Consider the following 22013-nt stretch of genomic DNA (forward strand, 5'->3'; position numbering starts at 1 on the left):
AAAACGCGGCATGTGAAAGCCCCGCACCCTCCCGGCGGGGCTTTTGCCTGCGCGGGCTGTGGCGCTTGCGTCAGCCCCCCGCCCCTTGCAAAGGCAGGATCAGTTCGATCGTGGTGCCGCTTGCGCTGTCGCCCACACGGGCAAAGCCGCCATGCGCCTCGGCCACTTTGCGCACTATGGCAAGGCCCAGGCCGCAGCCGCCCGACCCATCCTCTGCCAGCCGGAAAAACCGGTCAAACACCCGCGCCTGCATTTCTGGCGGGATACCCGGCCCGCTATCGGTGACGCGCAAGGCAACTTGCCCACCCTCATAATTCAAGGACAACGCAACGTCGCCCCCGTCAACGCAGCCATAGCGGGCGGCATTATCCAGCAGGTTTTCAATGGCTTCGGCCAGCATCACCGGGTCGCCTTCCAGCGGTTGCACTTGCCCTGTCACCGCAAAAGACACGGTGATCGCGTTGCGCATCTCGCGCTCGGCAAAAAGTTTGATGCGGTCTTCGGCCAAGGCGCGCAGGTCAACCTGCCGCCAGACGGCAGAGCTTTCGCGCCCACGGGCCTTTTCCATCGACAGCAATTGCTGCGTCAAACGGCCCGTGCGCCGGGCGGTTTCCACCACTTCGGCAATGCGGCTTTTCTGCTCTTGCGGGTTGGGGGCGGTGGCGGCGGCTTCGGCCTGCGCCAGAATGGCCGCGACCGGGTTGCGCAACTGATGCGCCGCGTCCGAGATAAAGGCATCGCGGGCGGCAAAGGCCTCGGCCAGCCGCGCGAAAAGAGAGTTCATCGCGGCCACAAGGTTGCGCACCTCTTTGGGCACCACGCGCCGGATCGGGCCCAGATCATCCGGGGATCGCAACGCCACCGCCTCGCGCAGTTGCAGCAAGGGGCGCAGGCCCAGATTGATGCCGAACCAGACCAGCAAGCCCGCCGCCGCCACCACAACCGCCATCAAGACCACCGATTGCGCCAGAAGATGCAGGCTCAGCGCCTCGCGTTGATTGATGGTTTGCCAGACATCCACCGTCACCCGGCCGCGAATTGCGGCTCGGCGATGAATTCGCGCAACGTGACCACGCGCACCGGTGCGCCCAGACTGACCGCGTCATAGAAATAGGGGATGCCACTGTCGACCACCGCATCGGCAGGTAAGGGGGGCGCATCGGAATAACCGGTGACAAAGCGCCCCTCTGGCCCTTCAATGCGGTAGTAAACCGGGTCACCCAGCGCCTTTGTCAGCGCATTCAGCAGTTGTTCGGTCAGCACATCGCCTTCGCTCAGCACCACATCGCGAGAGATGGTCAGCGCCACGGCCAGCAACGTATCATCATACAGCCGCTGTGACATGCGTTCGGCCAGAATGAACCGCGCGGCGGCGGCGATGCTGGCCACAAGGATCAAGGGCAAAATGATCAGAACGAACAACCGGCTGCGCAGGGACCAATGGTTCATTCGGGGTGGTCATCCATCAGATAGCCCAAGCCGCGCGCGGTGCGGATGGTCACCCCCGTTCCCGACAACTTGCGCCGCAACCGCGAGATCAGCAGCTCCACCGCATTGGCCTCCATATCCGAACCGACGCCATAAAGCGCATCGGCGATATGTTCCTTGGAAACGATCCGGCCCCAATGATCCAGCAGACATTCGAACAGCGCCAGTTCCCGGCGCGGCAGCTCGATGCTGCCGCTTGGCGCCACCAGCACACGGGCGCTGCGGTCAAACTGAATGGCGCCGATGGTCTGAACCCCACTGCGCAAATCGGCCCGGCGGCGAGACAAGGCCCGGACCCGCGCGCTGAGCTCTGCCATTTCGAACGGCTTGACCAGATAGTCATCGGCCCCGGCATCCAGCCCCTCGACCCGGTCTTTCAGATCGCCGCGCGCGGTCAGCAGGATCACCGGAATCGTGCTGCCCCGCTTGCGCAACGCGCGCACAATTTCAAAGCCGCTGAAGGTTGGAAGATTGACATCGACAATCGCCAGATCGGCCCCAGCCGTTGCCAAAAACTGATCCGCCTCTGCGCCGTCTGCCAGCCAGTCAACCGCATGGCCTTGATCACGCAGGGAATTTTCTATCCCGCGTGCCAAGGGTTCATTGTCTTCGACAAGGACAATCCGCATCTGCTCCACCCGACAGGTTCCAGACAGGAACCGCAGCTATCTTGCGCAATATCAAGTCGCCCGTGAGTGAGGACTCACCGGCCCGAGGGGGAGCTTGGATACTTGATCGACTTATGGTGGCAGCAAAGCCCCATTTCGGAATTGCGATAACGGTTCAGGGAGGACCTAACATGACAGATTTCATCACCACGACGCGCCGTGGGGCCATCGGGCTTGCGCTGGGGGCGGCGGCCGCTTTCTGCTTTGGCACGGCGGCTTCGGCCGAGGTCAGCTTTGAAGGCAAGACCATCGAATGGATCATCCCGTTTTCGGCGGGTGGCGGCTCTGACACTTGGGCACGGTTCAACGCGCCCTTGCTGAGCAAATATCTGCCCGGCAGCCCGACCGTTGTTGTCGTGAATGAACTCGGTGGCGGTTCGACCAAGGGCACCAACCTGTTTGCAGCCCGCGCCAAGCCCGATGGCTTGACCATTCTTGGCACCTCCGGGTCCACACAATTCCCCTATCTGCTGGGCGATCCGCGGGTGCGCTATGAATATGCCAATTGGAAAATCGTCATGGCCTCGCCCACGGGTGGCGTTGTTTACACCTCGCCTTCTACCGGTGTCACCAGCCCTGCGGAAATCGGCAAGCTGGCCGGTCAAAAGCTGATCTATGCCAGCCAGGGCGCGACCTCGCTTGACCTCGTGCCGCTGCTTGGCTTCAAGCAGTCGGGCCTTGAGGTGCAGCATGTGTTCGGCTTCAAGGGCCGTGGCGATGGCCGTCTGGCGTTTGAGCGGGGCGAGACGAATATCGACTATCAAACCTCCTCGGCTTACATCAAGAACGTGCAGCCGCTGGTAGATGCTGGCACCGCCGTGCCGCTGTTCAGCTGGGGCGTGTTGGATGACGACGGCAACCTTGTCCGCGACCCGACCTTCCCCGACCTGCCGCATTTCGGCGAGGCATATCAGACCATGACCGGCAATGCGCCGTCGGGCCCGGAATATGACGCCTATTTCGCCTTCTTCACCGCTGGTTTCCCGGCGCAGAAGATGGTGTTCCTGCCCAAAGACACCTCGCAAGAGATTGTGGATGCCTATCAGGCAGCGATCACGGCGATGAAAGCGGACCCGGAATATCAGGCCAACAAAGAGGCCGTTCTGGGCACATATGAGCAGGTTGTCGGCAAGGCCGCCGATGCGCTGTTCAAGAAAGGCACCGTCATTTCGCCGGAACTGCGCAAGCAGGTCGTCGATATGCTGGCCGCTGACTATGGCGTCAAGCTCGGCGAAGACTGATCTTTGACCACGGCGCGGGCCCCTGTGCGGCCCGCGCTTTTGCTTTTCCGCACAGCCCCCGCCCCCACCCAGACTGTCCCGATAACGCCCCCTTTTTTGAAAGGGCCGGAGGAGTATTGCCATGATCGACACTTTAATGACTGCGCTTGCGACGCTGCTGACGCTGGAACATATGGCCTATATGCTGCTGGGCGTTTCGGTCGGTCTGGTGATCGGCGTCATTCCCGGCCTTGGTGGCATTGCCGGGCTGTCGCTGCTGGTGCCGTTCCTTTACGGGATGGACCCGATTTCGGCCTTGGGTATGTTGATCGGCCTTGTCGCCGTCATCCCCACCTCTGACACATTCTCCTCGGTTATGATGGGGATACCCGGTTCCAGCGCCAGCCAGGCAACCGTTCTGGATGGCTTTCCGCTGGCCAAGCAGGGACAGGCGGCGCGGGCCTTGTCGGCGGCGTTCATTTCTTCGCTGTTCGGCGGGATTGTGGGCGCGTTCATCCTGACCTTCTTTGTGCTGATCGCACGGCCCCTGATCCTGATGTTCGGCTCGGCAGAGCTGTTCATGCTGGCGCTGTTCGGTCTGTCGATGGTGGCGGTTCTGGCCGGGCGCAGCTTGCCCAAAGGGCTAGCGGCTGCGGCTGTCGGCTTGCTGATCGGTTCCATGGGGGCGGCCCCGGCGACAGGTGAATTCCGCATGATCTTTGGCACCGAATATCTGTATGATGGTATCCCGCTGGTGATCATCGGGCTTGGGCTGTTTGCCATTCCCGAAATCTCTGACCTGCTGCGCAAGAACGCCGCCATCGCCGAGCGCAATGCCCTTGGCAGCGGTTGGTTTCAAGGGCTGCGGGACTGGTGGTCCAACCTGTTCCTGTCAATCCGCTGTTCGGGCTTTGGCTGCATGATCGGGGCCATTCCCGGGCTTGGCGGCTCTGTCGTGGATTGGATCGCCTATGGCCATGCGGTGCAGACGACCAAGGATAACCCGCATTTCGGCAAGGGCGATATTCGCGGCGTCATCGCACCAGAAAGCGCCAATAACGCGATGCAAGGCGGTGCGCTGCTGCCGACGATGCTGTTCGGCATTCCCGGTTCCGGGTCCATGGCGGTGTTTCTGGGCGGCATGGTCCTGATCGGGATTGAGCCGGGGCCGTCGATGATGGGGCCGGACCTGAACATCACCTATTCGATCATCTGGTCGCTGGCTTTGGCCAATATCATGGGCGCGGGCATCTGCATGTTGCTGGCCCAGCCGATTTCAAAGCTCACCTCGGTCCCGTTCCAATATCTTGCGCCTTGCATGATTGCGCTGATCTGCTTTGCCGCGTTTCAGGCCACGCGCGACCTGTCGGACCTTGTGGCCCTGCTGGCGATTGGCCTTGTAGGAATTATGATGAAGCGCTTTGGCTGGCCGCGCCCGGCCCTGCTGATCGGCTTTGTGCTGGCCCCGCAGGCGGAAACCTTTTTTTACCAAGCGCTTCAGTTCAACGGCTGGGGCTTTCTGACCCGCCCCGGTGTGCTGATCATCGGCGCGCTGACGCTGGCCTCGATCTATTTCGGGCTGAAGAACCGCGTGGATGATACCGGCCCCACGGGGGACGCGGCCGTGACCTCGCATACCAGCCGCAATGTGCAGATTGCCTTTGCACTGGCGATGATCGGGTTCTTTGCGATGGCGCTGTGGGATGCGCTGGATCATTCCTTCCTTGGGGCGGTGTTCCCGCTTGGCGTGGGCGTGATCGGGGTGGTGTTCGGGGGCATCTTGCTGCTGCATCTGTGGCGCGGCCATGCGGATCACCCGGCCTTTTTTGACTATGAAATCGTCGGCGACCATGTCGGCAACGAAGGCAACAGCTGGTTCTGGACCGGGCCTGCATGGCTTGCGGGTCTGGTGGCGGGAACGGCGCTGGTGGGCTTTTACATCGCGATGATCGGCTTTTTCATCGCCTTCTTGCGGCTGCGGGCGCGGGCAAGCTGGTTGCGCACACTGATCATGACCGTGGCGGCGGCGGGCTTTATCCTTGGCCTTGCCTATATGCTGAGCCTGAACTTCCCATCGGGTCTGCTGCAAGCCAGCTATGACTTGCCTTGGCCCATTCGCTGAGGGGGGGCGTGGTATGACACAAACAGCCATCCCCTTTTGGTTTATGCGCGGCGGCACCTCGCGCGGGCCATATTTCAACCGCGCAGACTTGCCCGAAGATCGCGATACCTTGGCCGAGGTGCTGCTGGCCGTGCTTGGCTCTGGCCATCCGCTGAACATTGACGGGATCGGCGGCGGTGCTGCGGTGACGACCAAGGTGGCGATGCTGTCCCGGTCTGACGACAGCTTGGCCGATGTGGATTACTTTTTCGCGCAGGTTTCGGTGCTGGACCGGACGGTGGATTTCAAACCCACTTGCGGCAACATTCTGTCGGGCGTTGGCCCTGCTGCGCTGGAAATGGGGCTGATAACACCCGGCGCGGTTCAGACCCGCATACGCGTGCTGTCCACCAATACCGGCGCGCGGATCGAAGCCGTGGTGCAAACCCCCGGCGGGCGCGTGTCCTATCAGGGCACCGCAGCAATTGACGGCGTTCCCGGCACGGCGGCCCCGGTCTATCTGAATTTCATGGATGTGGTCGGGTCCAGCACCGGGGCCTTGTTGCCCACTGGCGCAGTGCGTGATGTGATCGACGGGATAGAGGTAACCTGCATGGATGTCGCCATGCCCATGGTCATCGCACGCGCGGCTGATTTCGGGCTGAGCGGGTATGAAACCGTAGAGGACATTGATGCCAATCGCGCCTTCTATGACCGGATGGAACCGATCCGCATTGCGGCGGGCAAGCGGATGGGGATGGGCGATGTCTCTGCCTCTGTTACGCCGAAATTTGGCCTGCTGGCCGCGCCACGCGATGGGGGCACCATCTGTGCGCGCTATTTCATGCCCAAAAGCTGCCACCCGACGATGGCGGTGACTGGCTCTCAGTGTCTGGCCTCTTGCGTGCTGACACCCGGCACCGTTGCCGAAGGCCTGTTTGATGCCCCCCAAGGCAGCCCCGCCCTTGTGATGATCGAACATCCTTCGGGCAAGATCGACGTGACGGTGGATTACGAAAACGGGGCCGATGGGTTCCAGCTGCGGTCTGCCGGGTTGCTGCGCACGGCGCGTCTGCTGGCGCGTGGCGAGGTGTTTGTGCCCAGCAGCATCCGGGCCGGTCATCGCAGTTAAAGCGGCATCAACCCGGAATAGGGGCTGCGGCAAGTGACCTGATGCGCCATGGTCGCAAGGGTTGTCAGGTCAAACACCGGAACCCGCGCCCGCTGTTGGATTTGCGCGGCATAGGGCGGCAGGTCTGTGCATTCCAGCACCAAGGCCCCCATGCCGGGATTACGCTCCATCAGCCGGGTGACGGCTTGCAGCACCTCGGCCTCGATCAGGTCGGTGTCCATCCGGTTGCGCTGATTTTGCAGGATGACCTGCGAAAACTCGGGCGCGGTTTCCATCCCTTCGACCACCACCGGAATCCCCGCCGCCCCCACGCCTGCAAAATGCCTGTCGGTCAGCGCGCGGGCATCGGCAGTCAGCACCCCCACAGGCGCGCGCGCCCCCGCCATGTGATAGGCCAGCGGCACCTGTATCAAGCTGGAGGCAAAGACCGGGATCGACACGGCTGCCGCCAGCTCTGGCTGGAACAGGGCGAGAAAGCCACAACTGCCCGTGATCGCCCGCACGCCTTCGCGTTCCAACCGCTGAGCGCCTTTGATAAAGGGGGCCAGCAGGTCCGGGCTGGGGTTGTTCAGCAAATCCGGCACCGTCACCCCGTCGATCCGTTCATACAGCACCGGGAACGGTAGGCTGGAGGGGTTCTTGATATGCCCCGGCGGCTTGGGGAAATAGCTTTCAAGGCAAAGCACCCCGATCGAGGCCCCACAAATATTCTGCCCGCCTGCATAGATCGGCATGCTGCGCCCCCTTCGTTTCCAAGGCCCCTATAAAAACCGCGCAACGTTGAGCGGTGACAAATCGGCATTTGCCGCTTGGCCCGAAAGAAGATCGGCCAGAATCTCTCCCGTTTTCGGGGCCATCATCAGGCCGTAATGGCTGTGGCCAAAGGCGGTAAACAGCCCCGCCTGCCCCGGCACCGCGCCCAAAGCAGGCAAACTGTCGGGAAAAGACGGCCTGCGCCCCATCCAGAAACTACCCTGCCCGGTGTTCAGATCAGGCAGCATCGCCTTGGCCTGCCGGGTCAGCAGCGCCTGTTTGCGCGGATCAACCGGCGCATCTATCGCGGCAAATTCCGCCGTTCCGGCAAGGCGCAACCCGTCTTGCATGGAACTGGCCACTGTCTTTGCCTCGACATCCATCACCGAATGGGTCAGCCCCACACCCGGCCCGGCAAATTCGACGTGATAGCCACGCTCGGCCACCAAGGGCAGGCGATAGCCCAAGGGCCGCAGCAACGCCTCGGACCAGACCCCCGCCGCAAGGATCACCCGGCGCGCCTGAAAGGCGGGGCCTTTGGTGGTGATCTGCCACCCATCCCCCGTGCGGGTCAGGCGGGTGACTTCGGCCTTTGTCACCTCCACCCCCATGGCGCGGGCTTTTTCGGCCAGCACGCGGCCAATCTCACCGGGGGATCTGGCGCGGGCCTGGCCCTTGATGACGACTGCCGCCTTGAAAGCAGGCGACAGCGCTGGTTCCATCGCGCGCAGCTCCGCCGCCCCGATCAGCGCCAGATCGCCGCCTTTTTCCATACGGATACGGTAATCAAGGCTTTGCAGGCTGGCCTTGCCCGCGTTGCGAAAGGCGTGGATGTAATAGCTGTCGCAGATCAGCCCGTCCTGCCCGGTGCCGCGCAAATGGCGGCGATAAAGGTCCATTGAGGGGCCGCAGAGATATTCCATCATATCCGATGCCGCCCGCGCCCGCGCCTCGGTCGCCTGACGCAGAAAGCGCAGCCCCCACGGCACCATCTGCGGCCAGAACCCGGCGCGCACCGACAGCGCGCTGTCCCGGTTCAGCAGCATCCCCGGCAGGGTTTTCCATATCCCCGGCATCGCCTGCGGGATGATCGACCAAGGCGAAATGACCCCGGCATTCCCGAAAGAGGTTTCCTGCCCCGGCGCGCCCCGATCCAGCAGCCGCACCGCGAACCCTCGTTCGCGCAAGGACAGCGCCGTGCAGATACCCACGATGCCCGCGCCGATGATGATGACAGGGTCTTCCACGGGTCACACCGCCTTTGCCGCGCGGCGCTGCGCCACGAACTGGCTAAGCACGGCAGGGGCCGCGATCAGGGCAGCCATCAGATCGGCCTGCAAGGAGGGTGCGATAAACACAATCCCCGAAACGGCCAGCAAGACCCGCATCACCACGCCCATCGGTGCCTTCCAATAGCCGACCACGGAGGTGGACAGCGCCAGCACGCCCAGAATGCAACTGGTGGCGGTATAGGTAAACTCCCACAAATCAAACCCGGTGGAGGACACGATCAACAGAACCGGCGCATAGACAAAGGCCATCGGAGCCACGATCTTGCCCAAGCCCAGCGTAAAGGCCGAAATGCCCGTGCGGAACGGGTTGGCATTGGCAATCGCCGCCGCCGCATAGGCCGAGGTGCAGACCGGTGGCGTGATCTCTGACACCACGCCGTAGTAGAGCACGAACATATGGCTGGCGATGGGAGGCACGCCAAGCTGCGCCAAGGCGGGCTGCGCCACCGATACCAGCATGATGTAAAGCGCGGTTGTCGGCACCCCTGCCCCCATCAGGATGCAGGACACAGCAATAAAGACCAGCGACAGGAACAGCTGCAAATCCGGCACGGACACAAGCGCCCAATTGCCGATCATCATCATGTCATGCAGGCTCATCGCCATGGTGCCTGCGCCTTGCGTCACCATATAGCCGATGCGAAAGCCGATCCCGGTGGTGTTGATCACCCCCACCACAATACCCACCGCCGCCGAGGCGGCCCCCACGGCCAGCGCGTATTTGACGCCCAGTTCCAGCGCATCGGTCATTTCCGGTATGCGGATACGGGCTTGCGGGTTCAGCGTGGCGATCATCGCGCCAAGCGTCAGGGTCAGGGCCATCGGCGCTTCAAACCCGGCGCCCATCCATTTCCAAAGGACAAAGGCGATGAACGCCGCCGGATAGATCAGCGTGGCCGGGTTGCTCCAGCGTGCCATGCCCGCGATCACGGCAAGAGAGATGCCGCAAAACGCTGACATATAAGGCGTGTAGCCGGAAAACAGCACCACCAACAACCCGATCAGCGGGATGATATTGGCCCAGCCTTCGCGCCAGACCGCGGCAAAGCGCGGCAGCGTTTCCTTGGCCATCCCGCGCAGACCCAGTTTCAAGGCCATCAGATGCACAACGGTAAACACCCCGATGTAATGCAGCAGCGCCGGGAAAATCGCGGCAATCACGATGGTGGTATACGGAAGCTCCAGAAACTCGGCCATGATAAAGGCCGCAGCGCCCATGATCGGCGGCGTGATCTGCCCGCCCGCCGAGGCCGCAGCCTCTACCCCGCCCGCGAAATGGCCGGGATAGCCCAGCCGCTTCATGTTGGGGATGGTCAGCGCCCCGGTGGAAACGGTGTTGGCCACCGATGATCCCGAAATCGTGCCGAAAAACGCCGAAGAGACAACCGACACCTTGGCAGGCCCGCCGACATATTGCCCGGCCAGAATGGTGGCATTGTCGATGAACAACTGCCCCAAACCGGTGCGCTGCGCGATCACGCCGAACAGCACGAAATGGAACACGATGGTTGAAACGACCCAAAGCGTGACGCCGAAAATCCCTTCTTGCGGGAAATACATCGAGGACACGAAGGTTTTGAAATTCACACCCGGATGCTGCAACAGCCCCGGAAAATAGGGCCCCAGCAAAGCGTAAGAGATAAAGACGCAGATGATCAGCGGCAAAACCCAGCCCAAGGTGCGCCGCGCCAGATCCAGCACCAGGACGATCAGCACCACGCCAAAGAACACGTCATAGCCGTTGGGGTTGCCCATGCGGAAGGTTTGTTCCTCAACCCCAAGGATCGGCAAGCCACGCCATGCCAGCCCCAGATACAGCGCCGCCGCCACGCCCAGCGCCATGAACACCAGATCATAAACCGGGATATTGCCTAGCCGGAAACGGCTGACCTTCATCGCAAACAGGCTTTGCGTCTTGAACACCGGAAACAGCGCGTAGGTCAGGATGAACAGCCCCGCAAGATGCCAACCCATATGCCAGTGATCCGCCGGAAGCCCGAAACCAGCCGTCAGGAAGTGATAGATCGCAAACACAATGGCCACCGCCCGCAGCACGATACCCGCACTGGGGCCGACCTCTCGGGTTGCGATGCCTTCGTCATATTTGCGTTCGATCTCGGCAAGTTGCTCGGGCGTCAATTCCGTTGCATCATCAACTTGGGCTTGGGTCACACGGGCACCTATCTTGGCAGGTCTGGGGACAGCGATGCCCGGCACCGGGCATCGCACTTGGTTTGCAAGCTTGGGAAACGCTTATTTCAGCAGCCCCGCCTCGCGGTAGAACTTTTCCGCCCCCGGATGCAGCGGCACGCCAAGGCTATCCACCCCGTTCAAGGCGGTCTCCAGCGTGATCAGCTTGCCTTTGGCATGACCATTGTCCAGCAAGGTGCGGGTGTTGTCGTTCCACAGTGCCTTGGTGATCCCGTATACCAATTCCTCCGACAGGTCAGACGACACAACAAGGAATGCCGAAACCGCAGGCGTCATCGTGTCGGTATCAATCCCCTCATACACGCCCCCCGGAATTTTGGACGGGATATAGGCGGGCACTACCTCGTTGATTTTCTGCATTTCTTCATCGCTGAAGGAATAGAGCGACATGCCCTTGGTCGAGGCCAATTGCACCATCGCAGCAACCGGCCAGCCTGCGGCATAGAAATAGGCATCCAACTGCCCATCGGCCAAACGCTCTGCCGATTGCGAGTTGTTCAGCTCTGCCTCTTCCATGTTGTCGCGGGTCACGCCCCATTGCTCAAGCATCTTCAGCACCGCCACCTGCGTGCCCGACCCGGCCTGCGCAATGCCAACCCGTTTGCCCGCCAGATCGCCCAAACCGTTCAGCGTGGCCCCTTTGGCCAGCACCAGATGCAGATCCTCGGGAAAGAGGTTGGCAACAAGCCGCAGCTTTTCGTGCTTTTTGCCCTCAAACGTGCCGATGCCAAGATACATCTCACGCGTGACATCGGCGGCGGCCAGACCTGCCTCCAACTCGCCATTCTGCACGGCGGCGTTGTTGAACACCGAAGCGGTCGTGGATTGCGCAATCGCGATCAGCCCCGGCACGCCGCATTGCCCGCCATCCTCGCAGGCCCGCGAACCGGGAGGCGCAGAGATGCCATTGGCAATGGTGCCGCCAATCGGGAAATAGGTGCCACCTGCGCCCCCTGTCCCGATCCGAAAGAAGGTCGGGTCTTGCGCCAGCGCGCTGCCCGCCATCAAGGCCGTGGCCAGCGCCGCCCCTGTCAGTTTTTGAATGAATGCCATCGTAAGACTCCCCATTTTTCTGGGCATGGCTTGAGCCATGCTTTTGCTTGTCGTGGGGCCAAGTCTATAAACAGTTTGCATTAATACAAATTTGTTATATCTCTCATTATGAAAGTAAAACTTATAGATCATGAAACTCCAGCATCTGTCCGTTTTCCGTGAGGTCATGGCGACCGGCTCTGTTTCACAGGCCGCCAAACGTCTGGGCCGGACACAGCCCGCCATCAGCCTGTCCCTGAAAGAATTAGAGCTGTCCTTGGGCATCAAACTGTTCGAGCGTGAGGGCCGCAGGCTGATCCCGGTGCCCGAAGCGCATTACCTCTTGGCCGAAGCCAATGAGGTGCTGGACCGATTGTCCGCCGTGACGCGCACCATGAACAGCCTTGGCGATGCGGCCAGTGGCAATCTGAAGGTCGCGGCCATGCCGGGGCCGTCCAACTATCTCTTTCCACGCTATATCAGCACGGTTCTCAGCAATCTCAGCGATATAAGGCTGACGCTGTCGATGCGCAGCTCGCAGCAGATATTGGAACTGGTCGCGACGCAAAGCATTGATTTCGGCTTTGCCGATCTGGATATCCAGCTTGAAAAACGCTCGGGCTTTCTGACGGCGGAATCGTTTTCACTGCGCTGTTTTTGTGCCTTGCCCGCAGCACATCCGCTGGCGCAGAAACCCGCGATTTCATGGCAGGATCTGGATGCGCAAGCGATGGGCGGGCTGCACAGCGCGCACCGGCTGCAAAAGCGCATCCAACTGGCGTTTCAGGCGCAGGGGGCGCGATACAATCAAATCATCGAAAGCCAGTTCTTCATTCCGCTGCTGCAATTCGTGGCCCAAGGCCAATGCTGCGCGATCGTCGATCCGCTGACGGTCGCCAGTGAACAGCAATCCGGGCTGAACCAAGGCGCGGTGGTGTTTCGCCCACTTGTCGCGGACCTGCGCTATGACTGCGCTATTTTCTCGCCCCGTCTGCGCCCGATGTCACAGCTTGCGCGGCGCGTCAAAGATGGCTGGAAGGCCGAAGTTCTGCGCCTGATGCAAGAGTTGGGGGCCGATCCGGTGGTGCAGGAAAGCATCGTGGAAGGCGCCGGCTAAGGCGTTTTCTGGCTCGCGCGAAAGGGTTCAGATATCTTCGCCCATCATCTGCTTGGCCGCCGCCCGGCCCAGATCGCGGGAAATGCTGCGGAACAGCACGTCAAAGGCGGTAAACAGCGCCGAATTCAGCACCTGCCCCGCATCCGTTTCGGAAAACTGCAAATAGGCGGCCATTTCCTCATCGGTCAACGGGCCATAGGCCAGCGCCAGATAGGGGTAAACCCAAGCCTCAGTCTCGGCCCTGATTTCGGGTTCCTGCGACCAGACATCCGACAGCATATCCGCCTCGGTCATATCTTCGGACAGCGCGCCCACTTCGGCCAACCCTTGAAAGAAGGCAAGATTGGAATTCAGCGCGCCCGAGATATTCGCCTCGATCAGATCGTTCACTTCGGCAAATTTCTGAAGGTCGGCAAAGCGTGGCTCTCCCGCGGCCTCCATATCTTCGGCCCGCGCTTTGGCCGCATCTTCCACCGCCTCATCCATCAAAGAGCGGCGCGCCTCGACCTCCAGCGTCAGGATGCGTTGCCCCAGATCGCTGCCAAAGAAGGTTTCCATCTCGGCAATCTCGGCCTCACGCCCGGCAAGCTGTTGGGCAAAAGCGGTTTCAAACCGGCTGAGCATGCTAGGCCCATCATAGATCAGCCCGACAACGGCCGCCCAAGGCGCGCCGCCTTTGCCGGGAAACATCTCAGCCTCCATCTCGGTGCCGTAATCGACCCCTTCTTGCCGCATAACCTCAAGAATTTCTGGGATTTTCAGCACTTGGCTCAGCCCCGAAATCTCTGCCTCTGCCCGGATCTGGACAACCTGAGGCTTGGCCCAAACCGGTGACAGCACCGGCGAGGCCGTCAGAAGAGCCGCACAAAGAACGGGCCGAAGCAGGCGGGAATAGATCATATGAGACGCTCACAAAACTGGGTCTTGTATACCTAATCCCTCCCCCGATCTTTGCCAACCCGCCGCCCGCGCGAAAGGCAAGTTCATGCCCAAAGACAAAATCTGCGGGATCGGCAAAGATAGCAGAAAACAGGCTTGCAACCCAAAGCCCGGCAGGCTAAATCCCGCCCCAGACGATCCCCGACGCGGAGAGGTGCCGGAGTGGTCGAACGGGGCGGTCTCGAAAACCGTTGAGCCTGTGAGGGTTCCCAGGGTTCGAATCCCTGTCTCTCCGCCATCCTTCCATGGCAAGACGGAACACCGCCTCTAAGGTGTTGTTTTTATTGATCGCATGATGATCCCTACTGATCGGACGAATTCCGATCTTGGTACAAATCTTGGTACAGGGATCCGAGGTCATGTGGGGACTTCACCTCAAGAAGCGCGGGCGCTGGTGGCACTACTACCGAGCCGTGCCAGAGCGGTGTCGTGACGTCGACGATCGACGCCTCATTTGTTTTTCCCTCCGTACCACCGACTTCACGCAGGCCAAGCTGCTTGCCGCACAGGTATCAAGTGATCTGGAACGTGACTGGCAACGGTCGATTGAGAACGGCAAGTCCCTCGCCAGTATCAATCATGCCGAACGTTATGGTGCGGCAGTGGCCGTCCAGATGGAACGCGCCCTCAAACCCAAGACGGCTTCAGAACTGACAGACACCGATCTACTTGAGCGCTTGCGATTGCTGCTTGGCCAGCCAGCCTCACCCGGCGAACAGAAGGCGGTTCTGGGGCTTGTCGAACCACCCAAACTGTCGATGATGGACGCCTTTGAACGCTTCTGGTCACATATCGAAGACGAGCGGAATGGCTTGAGTCACGATCAGGCCCGGGTCAAGCGCAACGGCTATCTAAAAGCCCTATCCAATTTCAAGGAAGCCGTCGGTGACGTTGCGATGTATGCCGTGGAGCGCCACCATGCGATGGCCTTCCGGACCTGGTGGCTGAAGCATCTGAAAGAAAGAGGCCTCAAACCCCATACTGGCAACAAGGACATAAACGCCTTGCGCCGGATGATCTCGACCAACTTCGACATCGATGGCGTCGAGACGCCCAACCCCTTCGCGCGCATCAAGCTGAAAGACGAAGTTCAGGTTCCGCGTTCTCCCCTCTCCTCTGAGCAAATCCGGAGCTTGGTTGCGCCAGATGCCCTGAGAAAGTTGGCCCCTGAGTTCCAGTGCCTTTTTCGCCTACTCGTCAACACGGGCATGCGGCCGGTCGAGGCGATCGGATTGGAACTGTCAGACATCATGCTGGATCATGAAGTACCGCATGTGCATGTGCGCAAGAACGCGGTGCGCGGTTTGAAGACGGATCACTCCGAACGCCTGTTGCCACTCCTGGGAGTATCCCTGCAGGCCGCAGAACAATTGGTCGCGGCAGGCGGTTGGGGCAAGCAGTCTGGCAAGAACATGTACGCCACCAGCGTGATCAACAAAGCCATGCGTGAGAGCAGTATTGCCTTGGACAAGCGCCAGAGCTTGTATTCACTCCGCCACTGGTTTCAGGATCAACTGACCAAGCGAGATGTCGTCGACCGGGCCCAGGCTCAATTGATGGGGCACAAGTTTCAGCGCCCCAAGTACGGCTACGGCAAGGATCTTGCCGAGTTGAGCGACATCATCGCGCCCTTCGCAATTGAAGCGCCATGAGCCGATCACGTGAGGTCTGCAATTCCGCCTGTACCGTATAGATCGCCTGTAGACGGGCGTGCATGTTCAACAGAGCGGCTTCTTCCTGTGGATCGGACAGCGGTAAGAGATCGGCCAGGAGCCGCTCCATGCTTGCAAATTCGTCGGGCGTCAGCAGTTTCATAACGGGAAAATTAGCCAAAATTGGCGTGCCGCTGAGAGACGGGATCCCGTCCTGTGCAATTCTCGCGCGGCTGACCTTGCCGGGTAGCCTTAAGTTGATGGAAAAAACGCCGGGTATCGAGACGCCAGAGCGCTGTGAGTATTTGACCTACGCAGCAATATGGGAAGGCATCGCGTTGGAAATCCGTCATTGCCCGTGCTGGTTTTCTATGCCGGAAGACGACTTTGTAACCCAACACATCGAAGTCCGCAGCCTCGATAAACGGATTCTGCCGATCACCGAAACTGGCTATCGGTCGCATTTCATGAATGGGGCTGAAGCGCTGGTGGAGTTTGAAAACGATCCAGTTGCCTTCATTTTGTGGTGGCTGGATGAGGCGGCCAAAGCGCCGGAATGGCGCGCGAAACAGAATGCTGATCGGCAGCTATCGTTTTTTTGAAAGTGCCAATTGGTGTTCGTGCCAACGGGCCAGGAGATCTAGTTGCGCCTCGTTTGTGCCGCGTGCTCGGCGCTCGGCCAGCAGTTCAAACAGGACCTGCCGGGACGTCACGGCCACTGGTCTGGCGTGTTGGAAACTGAAAATTGTCGCTTGCATGCTGATCAGGGTTCATGGCCAATCTATTGGTCCACTGACGAAAAGCCAGACCCGCAACCTGTTCTTCTTAATGAAAACTTCATGAAGAAGAGCGCGGCATTAAAGGTCTCTCTGAAACCGTCGGTGCGCATCCATCGCCAATTTCACCTCGACCGCCGGTAACGCCGCTGGCTGGATTAGCTCTCCGGTTTCGCGCAAGCGATGGAGGGTCTGTTCGGTGCGCCCCAAGGTGCGCCAGGGATCATTTTGTTCGAGATGATGCCTTAGCAGGCACGATGCGCGACTGGCGTCGTCAATATCCTCAAGGGCCTTTTCGGTATCTTCGTCAGGCTTGTGGCCACACAGCAAACCGATTTCCTCTTCTGCGCGGTAAAGCGCAGCTTCGATGTCGCCCAGCACCCGCCACTCGCGCGGCTGTTCTGACGCATCAGCAAACGCGTTGAACTGTGACACGGCACTTTGGATTTCCCCCGAAAAGATTTCCACGTCATTTTGCCCACGATCCAAACTGGCTCGGCTGATCGTCAACATCACCCGCGTCACAGTATTTTCGCGGACCGGCTCGATCCGGTAGTGGTACGCTCGGTCGGCATGCTCGCTTGCATTCTTTGTCAGATAGGTGGAGCCACCCCGATCCTTGAGAACGGCGATCACCGCAGCGGAAAAATCGGCCGCTTCAAAGCGCGGCAAATCCCACGCCAGGCGGCGCGCCATAGCAATATGACGCACCAGCCCATACGGACCCTCAGGATAACCATCATGGTGTTGGTAAAGGTCGAAGCTTTCGCGATCGTCGGCAACGGTAATTGTGGCTCGGGTAGACATAGGGAAGCAATGAAAAGAAAAGAACGCGCTACCACCAGCAGGAATAGAAAACCTGTTGACGGGTTTGCAGAATGGTCCGAGCCCACTGGCAAAACTTCAGGTCAAGTTCGCGGTATTCCGAAGCAGATTCATCCTGGAACTGGTGACCGTAGAAAAAACCGCCGGGGCTTTCTGGCAGCGCGGATTGTTCCACCATCGCCTGCAAAGTCGCAATGTCCTCAGGTTGCAATTCCAGTTCGCCGCAGTTCAGATCACCGGCGCTACGACCCGTACGAAGTTCGAAGAGTTTTTCCATGAACTCCTGCAGCTTAGCGTGTTTACGCCAGACGAATTCAGGCTTTACGTCGGATAGATCTTGGTCTGCTTGGCGGGTGTAGGCATATTGATCGAGTCCCATAGGAAAAAAGGGTTAGAAAAAAGAGCCTCAATATTCTGAGGCGAGCAGGATAGTCAGCACGCGCGTAGTGACGCTTGGATCCGCTGGATTGGGCGAGCCGTACTCAAGGTTCTGGTCATAGGCGTCGATCTTGAACATCACTCGGTTGCCTTCGATATCGAGCATCCCGAATTCGTGCGTTCCATATGGGTCGTTGTCTTCGCCAAAATCGTCGAAGTCGCGTACCGCACGCAGCACTTTGGCGATGGTCTGACCAGCGAGAGCATTTACGCCTTGTGTCATCACCACGCGGCCACCGCTGAAACCGGTCCTAAGTTGGTCGTTCAGCGAGCGAATCGCCAATGTTTCTGGGCCGACGGAGTCGCTTGTTTCCGGAAATTGATCTGGAGTTTCGGACATGGGTAAGGATTAAGAACAGGTCCAGCCTACCGCCGCCTAGATAGTCGGTCGAGCTTTGCACAATCCGTGCCCGGAAGAGCGTGTGTCACCGTCGTTGTTGGCTCAAATAAGTCACGGCAAAGACTGCCACGCCCAGTCGGCCTTCAAGGATTTGCCCCTACGGGTTCCTCCTTGACGCCCGCCCTCTTGGGGCGCGGCGCGTTGCCGATGTCTTATCTCTTAACCCAAACAAGACATGACCACTTCCACAAACCGGGCTCAGACTGGCCGTGCAAGATACACCGCTTCCCGACGCGCAGGTCGGGCACCGCTGGAATTCTATCCAACGCCTCCCGAAGCCACCCGAGCCCTACTTTCGGTCGAAAGTTTCGACGGCCCTATCTGGGAACCCGCCTGCGGCGACGGGGCCATCGCGCGAGAACTCTCCAGTGCCGGTTACCATGTCACTGCGACCGATCTGGTTGATCGTGGGTTCGGTGAAGGCGGCTTCGATTTCCTGAAATCAGCAAAACCGCTGGCCAAGCATATCATCACCAATCCGCCCTACGGCACGCACGGGCTGGGCGACGCGTTTGTACGCCGCGCCTTGATCCATACCCGAAAGTCCGGCGGCTCTGTAGCCATGTTGCTGAACCTTCGATCGCTGGCTAACCCTGACCGGCACAAGAAGTTCACCAAGACACCACCCGCCGCCATCTATTTCCTGGATGATCTGACCTGCTGGCCCGAAGGCAAACCCACCACGAAATCCGCTCGCATCGCCCGTCAGCAATACTACTGGGCTGTGTGGAAACCCGGCCACATCGGTGCCCCGAAGTGCTGGTGGCTCTCAACCCGCGACTTCAAATAGCCCTGAATTCTATTTCCTTTTCTTAACCTTTTTCAACATGACTGATTTCAACCAACCAAATTCTGACAACTATCCGGTATTCCCGATCGACGCGTTGACGCAGATCGCGCAACAACATCTCGAAATCGATACCCTGGAAGAGCGTGGCAGCGATGCCCTCGACTTCCACGACTGTTCTATCTGGTCGATCAAATCCGCCCTTAAAGCCGTCTTCCTGCTGGGGTACAGTTCTGCCCAACAAGGTTCACCTGAGCATTCTGATGAAGCCGTACTGGCTCGTGACCTGCGCATCGATCTACTGGAACAGTTTGCGCAAACCGCAACCACAGATGCCGAGCGTTTCGTTGCCCATACCAGCTGGACAACCGAGGATCCCATTGCGACGCTGCAAGCCTTTGCCGATAGCTCTGCGGCCAACACGTTGACGCCTAAAGTGGCGGTGCCTGCCCAAGACATCCTTCGCCGCTTGCGGTTCAACAACAGGGCGTGACGCCCTGACTGGCATCAGGTCCGGCGTCGCAGCAACAGCGCCGGGCCAAACAGCGCACCTAGTTCCAGGCTGATGGCCAGGAAAAGCGGCAACAGAATCTGCCGCCCGTCACCGAACAGTCCCAACCCTTCAAAGGTCGTCACCAATCGTGCCAGCAGTTCAGAGGTGCCTTGAGCATCGTCACTCAGCACCAAGACCCGGTCGAGCACCGATTGGGCTTCGATCATTGTGCGCTGGAATTCCGCTTCACGTTCACGCGCCACCGGCCCGCAGCCCCCGCGCGCACATTCCTGCCGCCAAGCCGCTTCGTCTTGTGCGGCCCGGTCCAATAGCCGGGCATGTTCCGCCCGCAAGGTTTGCCGGATTTCTTCCTGAATCGCCGCGTCTTGATTCATTTCTGCACCAAGCAGAAGCGATGATGACAAGATCGACGTGGTTGATAGCACCGACACCGGCGACAGGGTGAGCGCAATCGTCACTGCCACCGCCCCAAGGAGCTTGTGGCGATGCCCAAGCAGATAGAACCCCATGAGCACGAAGCCCGGCCGCATCATGTCTATCGCCATCAGACCCACCATGATGAGAATTTGAAATTGACGCGCTTCCCGGCCAAGCTCCCACGCAAAACTGGCGTTCAAGCCGATCAGAGCGCCAATCAACCCCACACAGGCGACCGCGCTGAAAATCAGGCGGGCCGTCTCAGCGGCGGGACTGATTGCATCAGTGTCTGTGCCAAGTAGGACTTGCGGCGTTGGAATCGGCACCGGCGTCAGCGGCAGCGTGCGCGCAGGCAATCGCATGGCTCCCATCGTAGTGAGCGACCAAGTGCCAGTGTCATCAGCATAATGGATCAAGCCCTGCCGCTTCAGGTGCTGCATCAACCGCCTTACGAGGTCGTTGTCGGATGCTTCCGGCAACCCCGCCCGGCTCAGCGCCTGTGCGAAATCACTCTTGCTGAAATGGTTAGGGATCCCTTCGAGAGCAGCCAGCACCAGCGTTTCGGGCAGTGTAACGCCTTTGATGGTCGTAGATAAGGATTGGGGCATCGTCACATCTCCTGTCACAATTGACCACGTTGGCGCAGCCACTGAATTTGTTTGCTGGACATATCGGCTAGGTCTTGGACCGAAACCGGTATGAATACGTCACCGGAACGTGCGCGCGTCACCGGCGCGTCCCAGTCGAACACATGGGCAGTCAGCCCTTGCGCTTCGACTTGCGCGACCGCCTTGGCCGCACCTTCGCGACCCGCCGTGTCACGGTCATAGATGATATGGATGGTCTCAGCGCCGAACGTGTCGGCCATGGCCTTGAGCTTCTGCGCTTGCGCTAGCGACAAGCTGGACCCGAAAGACCCAACCACGTTGCGCAGGCCTGCCTCAACGGCTTTGGCCACATCAAAAGGGCCTTCCGTAAGCACGATCGCCTTTGTATCCGAAATTTGCGCCGCCGCGTCTTCGTGCAGCGAGATCAGCTCCTGAGCGTAGAGTTCGGACGACTTGTGAAAACCTTTATAGAACAGATATTTCGGCTCTGTCCCGTCGATCGACCGACCGAAATGGGACAAGATCACGCGCGAAGGTTCTTCCGCGTTTTTCGCGGCAGGTCGGGCATCCGCCACCTGAAAAACGATGCGGCCCTTCAGGGGCGACCGGCCTTGCGGCAGGTAGCCGATCCCAAGCAAGTCGCAGGTCGCTTCCGACACACCGCGCGCGGCAATCGTTTCGTGGTAGCTGCAGAGCTTGAGAAGGTCCTGCCGGATCGGGTCGTTTTCCGTCGGAACAGTCTCTGTGACAGTGGTGACAGCTTTCGTGACACTGCGGCGCACTGTGTCACGATGGCGGGTGACGGGTATCGACAGGTCGACCGAGGCATGCGCCCACCCCCGTTCGAGGATCAGTCGACCGGCTTCGTAGCAGTTGCCGCCTTCAAGACGCTGCACCAGTTCGATCGGGCCACCGCCTTCACCGATGGAGAAATCGTACCAGATCCCACCCGCCGCCATGTGAAAGCTCGGCGTCTTCTCGTCGTGGAACGGCGAGAATGCCCACCAGTCGTTGGGCTTGCTCTTCAGCTCGGCCTTGCGCAGGCCCAGCCCGGTAAACAGGGCTTGCCAATCGATTGAAGCCCGGATTTCATCCAAGTTCTCAGGGCTGAGCCGCACGGTATCGGAGGTTCGCTTGTTCATGGGAAGGTCTTGGCATAAAACCCCACCCGCCATTCAGGGACGGAGTTCCGCCGAAATCATCCCCAAGCGTACATGCGGTGACCAAGGTTCCAAGTCGTTCCCGGCTTTGTGCAGAGCCAAGATTAACCGGCACAGCCGTAGGACCAGGCGGGCAAAGCCCGAGGATCGCATCGATCTGGCAAAGCCGATCTTCTCCTCAAAGCGGAGCGCGATGCCTGTTTGGCAGAGCCACAGCGGCGGTGCTTTGGCACCGCGCAAGTTTGCATGTCTGCACAAACAGCCCGGTCGCAGAGCGCACCGAGGCTTGATTTGTACGACATACAACTTGCCAAGGGAGTGCCCTTGGGACCCCGAGAAAGCTGACGGCGAGAAATCAGTTTGCCTTTCCATTGTTGATTGCCACTGAGAATTGACCCGGCAGCGGCCAAAATTGTCACTGAGAATTGACCCATGTGCAACCTTGCCCCGGCTTGAACCAGCTGGGGGCATTTGGAGTGATCG

Annotated in this window: 21 protein-coding genes and 1 tRNA gene; 9 read left to right on the top strand and 13 right to left on the bottom strand. The window is 59.9% G+C overall.

The window, feature by feature from the left end; all coding sequences use genetic code 11:
- Nucleotides 1–70: 70 nt before the first annotated feature.
- From EGN72_RS06985 to EGN72_RS06990, 3 genes are read right to left on the bottom strand one after another with little or no spacing between them, the layout of a single operon-like run.
- Entirely contained in the window at nt 71–1027 is a 957-nt protein-coding gene (locus EGN72_RS06985) for a HAMP domain-containing sensor histidine kinase (protein WP_233587061.1), read from the bottom strand.
- Nucleotides 1024–1449, bottom strand: a complete 426-nt coding sequence (locus EGN72_RS19470; RefSeq protein ID WP_233587062.1) for a sensor histidine kinase N-terminal domain-containing protein — start codon at nt 1447–1449, stop codon at nt 1024–1026. Before EGN72_RS19470 ends, EGN72_RS06985 begins: the two co-directional genes overlap by 4 nt.
- A complete protein-coding gene (locus EGN72_RS06990) occupies nt 1446–2117 on the bottom strand; it encodes a response regulator transcription factor (protein WP_127045939.1) in 672 nt (223 codons plus the stop codon). The genes EGN72_RS19470 and EGN72_RS06990 overlap by 4 nt, the downstream gene beginning before the upstream one ends.
- A gap of 170 nt (nt 2118–2287) precedes the next feature.
- Here EGN72_RS06990 and EGN72_RS06995 point away from each other — a divergent pair, with 170 nt between their 5' ends.
- The 3 genes from EGN72_RS06995 to EGN72_RS07005 all read left to right on the top strand — a co-directional run bounded on the left by EGN72_RS06995 (nt 2288) and on the right by EGN72_RS07005 (nt 6609).
- Complete coding sequence (locus EGN72_RS06995; RefSeq protein ID WP_127045940.1) at nt 2288–3397, top strand: tripartite tricarboxylate transporter substrate binding protein; 1110 nt, start codon at nt 2288–2290, stop codon at nt 3395–3397.
- A 121-nt stretch (nt 3398–3518) separates the two neighbouring features.
- Nucleotides 3519–5498 carry a tripartite tricarboxylate transporter permease gene (locus tag EGN72_RS07000; RefSeq protein WP_127045941.1) on the top strand — a complete coding sequence of 660 codons (1980 nt, stop codon included), beginning with the start codon at nt 3519–3521 and terminating at the stop codon, nt 5496–5498.
- A 13-nt stretch (nt 5499–5511) separates the two neighbouring features.
- Nucleotides 5512–6609, top strand: a complete 1098-nt coding sequence (locus EGN72_RS07005; RefSeq protein ID WP_127045942.1) for a 4-oxalomesaconate tautomerase — start codon at nt 5512–5514, stop codon at nt 6607–6609.
- On the opposite strand, the gene EGN72_RS07010 is transcribed toward EGN72_RS07005, so the two are convergent.
- The 4 genes from EGN72_RS07010 to EGN72_RS07025 form a co-directional block, all read right to left on the bottom strand.
- The gene (locus EGN72_RS07010) at nt 6606–7343 is read right to left on the bottom strand and encodes an aspartate/glutamate racemase family protein (protein ID WP_127045943.1); all 738 of its coding nucleotides are present in this window, start codon (nt 7341–7343) and stop codon (nt 6606–6608) included. The two genes, EGN72_RS07005 and EGN72_RS07010, sit on opposite strands and share 4 nt — an antisense overlap.
- Nucleotides 7344–7370: 27 nt before the next feature.
- Nucleotides 7371–8609, bottom strand: a complete 1239-nt coding sequence (locus EGN72_RS07015; protein WP_127045944.1) for an FAD-binding oxidoreductase — start codon at nt 8607–8609, stop codon at nt 7371–7373.
- 3 nt (nt 8610–8612) lie between these two features.
- Entirely contained in the window at nt 8613–10826 is a 2214-nt protein-coding gene (locus EGN72_RS07020; protein WP_127045945.1) for a TRAP transporter fused permease subunit, read from the bottom strand.
- A gap of 81 nt (nt 10827–10907) precedes the next feature.
- Nucleotides 10908–11918, bottom strand: a complete 1011-nt coding sequence (locus tag EGN72_RS07025) for a TAXI family TRAP transporter solute-binding subunit (protein WP_127045946.1) — start codon at nt 11916–11918, stop codon at nt 10908–10910.
- A 130-nt stretch (nt 11919–12048) separates the two neighbouring features.
- Here EGN72_RS07025 and EGN72_RS07030 point away from each other — a divergent pair, with 130 nt between their 5' ends.
- Nucleotides 12049–13014 carry a LysR family transcriptional regulator gene (locus tag EGN72_RS07030; RefSeq protein ID WP_127045948.1) on the top strand — a complete coding sequence of 322 codons (966 nt, stop codon included), beginning with the start codon at nt 12049–12051 and terminating at the stop codon, nt 13012–13014.
- Nucleotides 13015–13041: 27 nt separating this feature from the next.
- Here the strand turns inward: EGN72_RS07030 and EGN72_RS07035 are convergent, their stop codons facing one another.
- The gene (locus EGN72_RS07035; RefSeq protein WP_127045950.1) at nt 13042–13914 is read right to left on the bottom strand and encodes a DUF2059 domain-containing protein; all 873 of its coding nucleotides are present in this window, start codon (nt 13912–13914) and stop codon (nt 13042–13044) included.
- Nucleotides 13915–14101: 187 nt separating this feature from the next.
- Between EGN72_RS07035 and EGN72_RS07040 the strand changes: the two genes are divergently transcribed.
- The 3 genes from EGN72_RS07040 to EGN72_RS07050 all read left to right on the top strand — a co-directional run bounded on the left by EGN72_RS07040 (nt 14102) and on the right by EGN72_RS07050 (nt 16207).
- A tRNA-Ser gene (locus EGN72_RS07040) sits at nt 14102–14191 on the top strand.
- A 121-nt stretch (nt 14192–14312) separates the two neighbouring features.
- Nucleotides 14313–15605 (top strand): DUF6538 domain-containing protein, encoded by a 1293-nt coding sequence (locus EGN72_RS07045; RefSeq protein WP_127045952.1) that lies wholly within the window; start codon nt 14313–14315, stop codon nt 15603–15605.
- A gap of 128 nt (nt 15606–15733) precedes the next feature.
- Entirely contained in the window at nt 15734–16207 is a 474-nt protein-coding gene (locus EGN72_RS07050; RefSeq protein ID WP_127045954.1) for a hypothetical protein, read from the top strand.
- A 255-nt stretch (nt 16208–16462) separates the two neighbouring features.
- Here EGN72_RS07050 and EGN72_RS07055 read toward each other — a convergent pair whose 3' ends face one another.
- The 3 genes from EGN72_RS07055 to EGN72_RS07065 are packed head-to-tail and all read right to left on the bottom strand — an operon-like array spanning nt 16463 to nt 17984.
- Nucleotides 16463–17188 (bottom strand): hypothetical protein, encoded by a 726-nt coding sequence (locus EGN72_RS07055; RefSeq protein ID WP_127045956.1) that lies wholly within the window; start codon nt 17186–17188, stop codon nt 16463–16465.
- 28 nt (nt 17189–17216) lie between these two features.
- Nucleotides 17217–17585 (bottom strand): hypothetical protein, encoded by a 369-nt coding sequence (locus tag EGN72_RS07060; RefSeq protein ID WP_127045958.1) that lies wholly within the window; start codon nt 17583–17585, stop codon nt 17217–17219.
- Nucleotides 17586–17612: 27 nt separating this feature from the next.
- Nucleotides 17613–17984, bottom strand: a complete 372-nt coding sequence (locus EGN72_RS07065) for a DUF3768 domain-containing protein (RefSeq protein WP_127045960.1) — start codon at nt 17982–17984, stop codon at nt 17613–17615.
- A gap of 235 nt (nt 17985–18219) precedes the next feature.
- Here EGN72_RS07065 and EGN72_RS07070 point away from each other — a divergent pair, with 235 nt between their 5' ends.
- Both EGN72_RS07070 and EGN72_RS19290 read left to right on the top strand, forming a co-directional pair.
- Nucleotides 18220–18834: a hypothetical protein gene (locus EGN72_RS07070; RefSeq protein WP_233587063.1), complete on the top strand. Its 615-nt coding sequence runs from the start codon at nt 18220–18222 to the stop codon at nt 18832–18834.
- A 37-nt stretch (nt 18835–18871) separates the two neighbouring features.
- Entirely contained in the window at nt 18872–19324 is a 453-nt protein-coding gene (locus tag EGN72_RS19290) for a hypothetical protein (RefSeq protein ID WP_199743717.1), read from the top strand.
- A gap of 14 nt (nt 19325–19338) precedes the next feature.
- Here EGN72_RS19290 and EGN72_RS07080 read toward each other — a convergent pair whose 3' ends face one another.
- Together EGN72_RS07080 and EGN72_RS07085 are read right to left on the bottom strand one after the other, a co-directional pair.
- Complete coding sequence (locus tag EGN72_RS07080; RefSeq protein ID WP_127045962.1) at nt 19339–20370, bottom strand: hypothetical protein; 1032 nt, start codon at nt 20368–20370, stop codon at nt 19339–19341.
- 14 nt (nt 20371–20384) lie between these two features.
- Nucleotides 20385–21512, bottom strand: a complete 1128-nt coding sequence (locus tag EGN72_RS07085) for a toprim domain-containing protein (protein WP_158623156.1) — start codon at nt 21510–21512, stop codon at nt 20385–20387.
- Nucleotides 21513–22013 lie beyond the last annotated feature (501 nt).

It is taken from the genome of Pseudorhodobacter sp. E13, from assembly GCF_003991405.1.
Classification (GTDB): Bacteria; Pseudomonadota; Alphaproteobacteria; order Rhodobacterales; family Rhodobacteraceae; genus Pseudorhodobacter.

Excerpts from the sequence above, each read along its gene's own strand:
- EGN72_RS07060 (WP_127045958.1), bottom strand. The coding sequence starts at position 17,585 with ATGGGACTCGATCAATATGCCTACACCCGCCAAGCAGACCAAGATCTA.
- EGN72_RS07070 (WP_233587063.1), top strand. The coding sequence starts at position 18,220 with ATGACCACTTCCACAAACCGGGCTCAGACTGGCCGTGCAAGATACACC.
- EGN72_RS07035 (WP_127045950.1), bottom strand. The coding sequence starts at position 13,914 with ATGATCTATTCCCGCCTGCTTCGGCCCGTTCTTTGTGCGGCTCTTCTG.
- EGN72_RS07065 (WP_127045960.1), bottom strand. The coding sequence starts at position 17,984 with ATGTCCGAAACTCCAGATCAATTTCCGGAAACAAGCGACTCCGTCGGC.
- EGN72_RS07000 (WP_127045941.1), top strand. The coding sequence starts at position 3,519 with ATGATCGACACTTTAATGACTGCGCTTGCGACGCTGCTGACGCTGGAA.
- EGN72_RS07010 (WP_127045943.1), bottom strand. The coding sequence starts at position 7,343 with ATGCCGATCTATGCAGGCGGGCAGAATATTTGTGGGGCCTCGATCGGG.
- EGN72_RS06990 (WP_127045939.1), bottom strand. The coding sequence starts at position 2,117 with ATGCGGATTGTCCTTGTCGAAGACAATGAACCCTTGGCACGCGGGATA.
- EGN72_RS07055 (WP_127045956.1), bottom strand. The coding sequence starts at position 17,188 with ATGTCTACCCGAGCCACAATTACCGTTGCCGACGATCGCGAAAGCTTC.
- EGN72_RS07050 (WP_127045954.1), top strand. The coding sequence starts at position 15,734 with ATGCTTGCAAATTCGTCGGGCGTCAGCAGTTTCATAACGGGAAAATTA.
- EGN72_RS07025 (WP_127045946.1), bottom strand. The coding sequence starts at position 11,918 with ATGGCATTCATTCAAAAACTGACAGGGGCGGCGCTGGCCACGGCCTTG.
- EGN72_RS07080 (WP_127045962.1), bottom strand. The coding sequence starts at position 20,370 with ATGCCCCAATCCTTATCTACGACCATCAAAGGCGTTACACTGCCCGAA.
- EGN72_RS07045 (WP_127045952.1), top strand. The coding sequence starts at position 14,313 with ATGTGGGGACTTCACCTCAAGAAGCGCGGGCGCTGGTGGCACTACTAC.
- EGN72_RS19470 (WP_233587062.1), bottom strand. The coding sequence starts at position 1,449 with ATGAACCATTGGTCCCTGCGCAGCCGGTTGTTCGTTCTGATCATTTTG.
- EGN72_RS07085 (WP_158623156.1), bottom strand. The coding sequence starts at position 21,512 with ATGAACAAGCGAACCTCCGATACCGTGCGGCTCAGCCCTGAGAACTTG.
- EGN72_RS19290 (WP_199743717.1), top strand. The coding sequence starts at position 18,872 with ATGACTGATTTCAACCAACCAAATTCTGACAACTATCCGGTATTCCCG.
- EGN72_RS07005 (WP_127045942.1), top strand. The coding sequence starts at position 5,512 with ATGACACAAACAGCCATCCCCTTTTGGTTTATGCGCGGCGGCACCTCG.
- EGN72_RS06995 (WP_127045940.1), top strand. The coding sequence starts at position 2,288 with ATGACAGATTTCATCACCACGACGCGCCGTGGGGCCATCGGGCTTGCG.
- EGN72_RS07030 (WP_127045948.1), top strand. The coding sequence starts at position 12,049 with ATGAAACTCCAGCATCTGTCCGTTTTCCGTGAGGTCATGGCGACCGGC.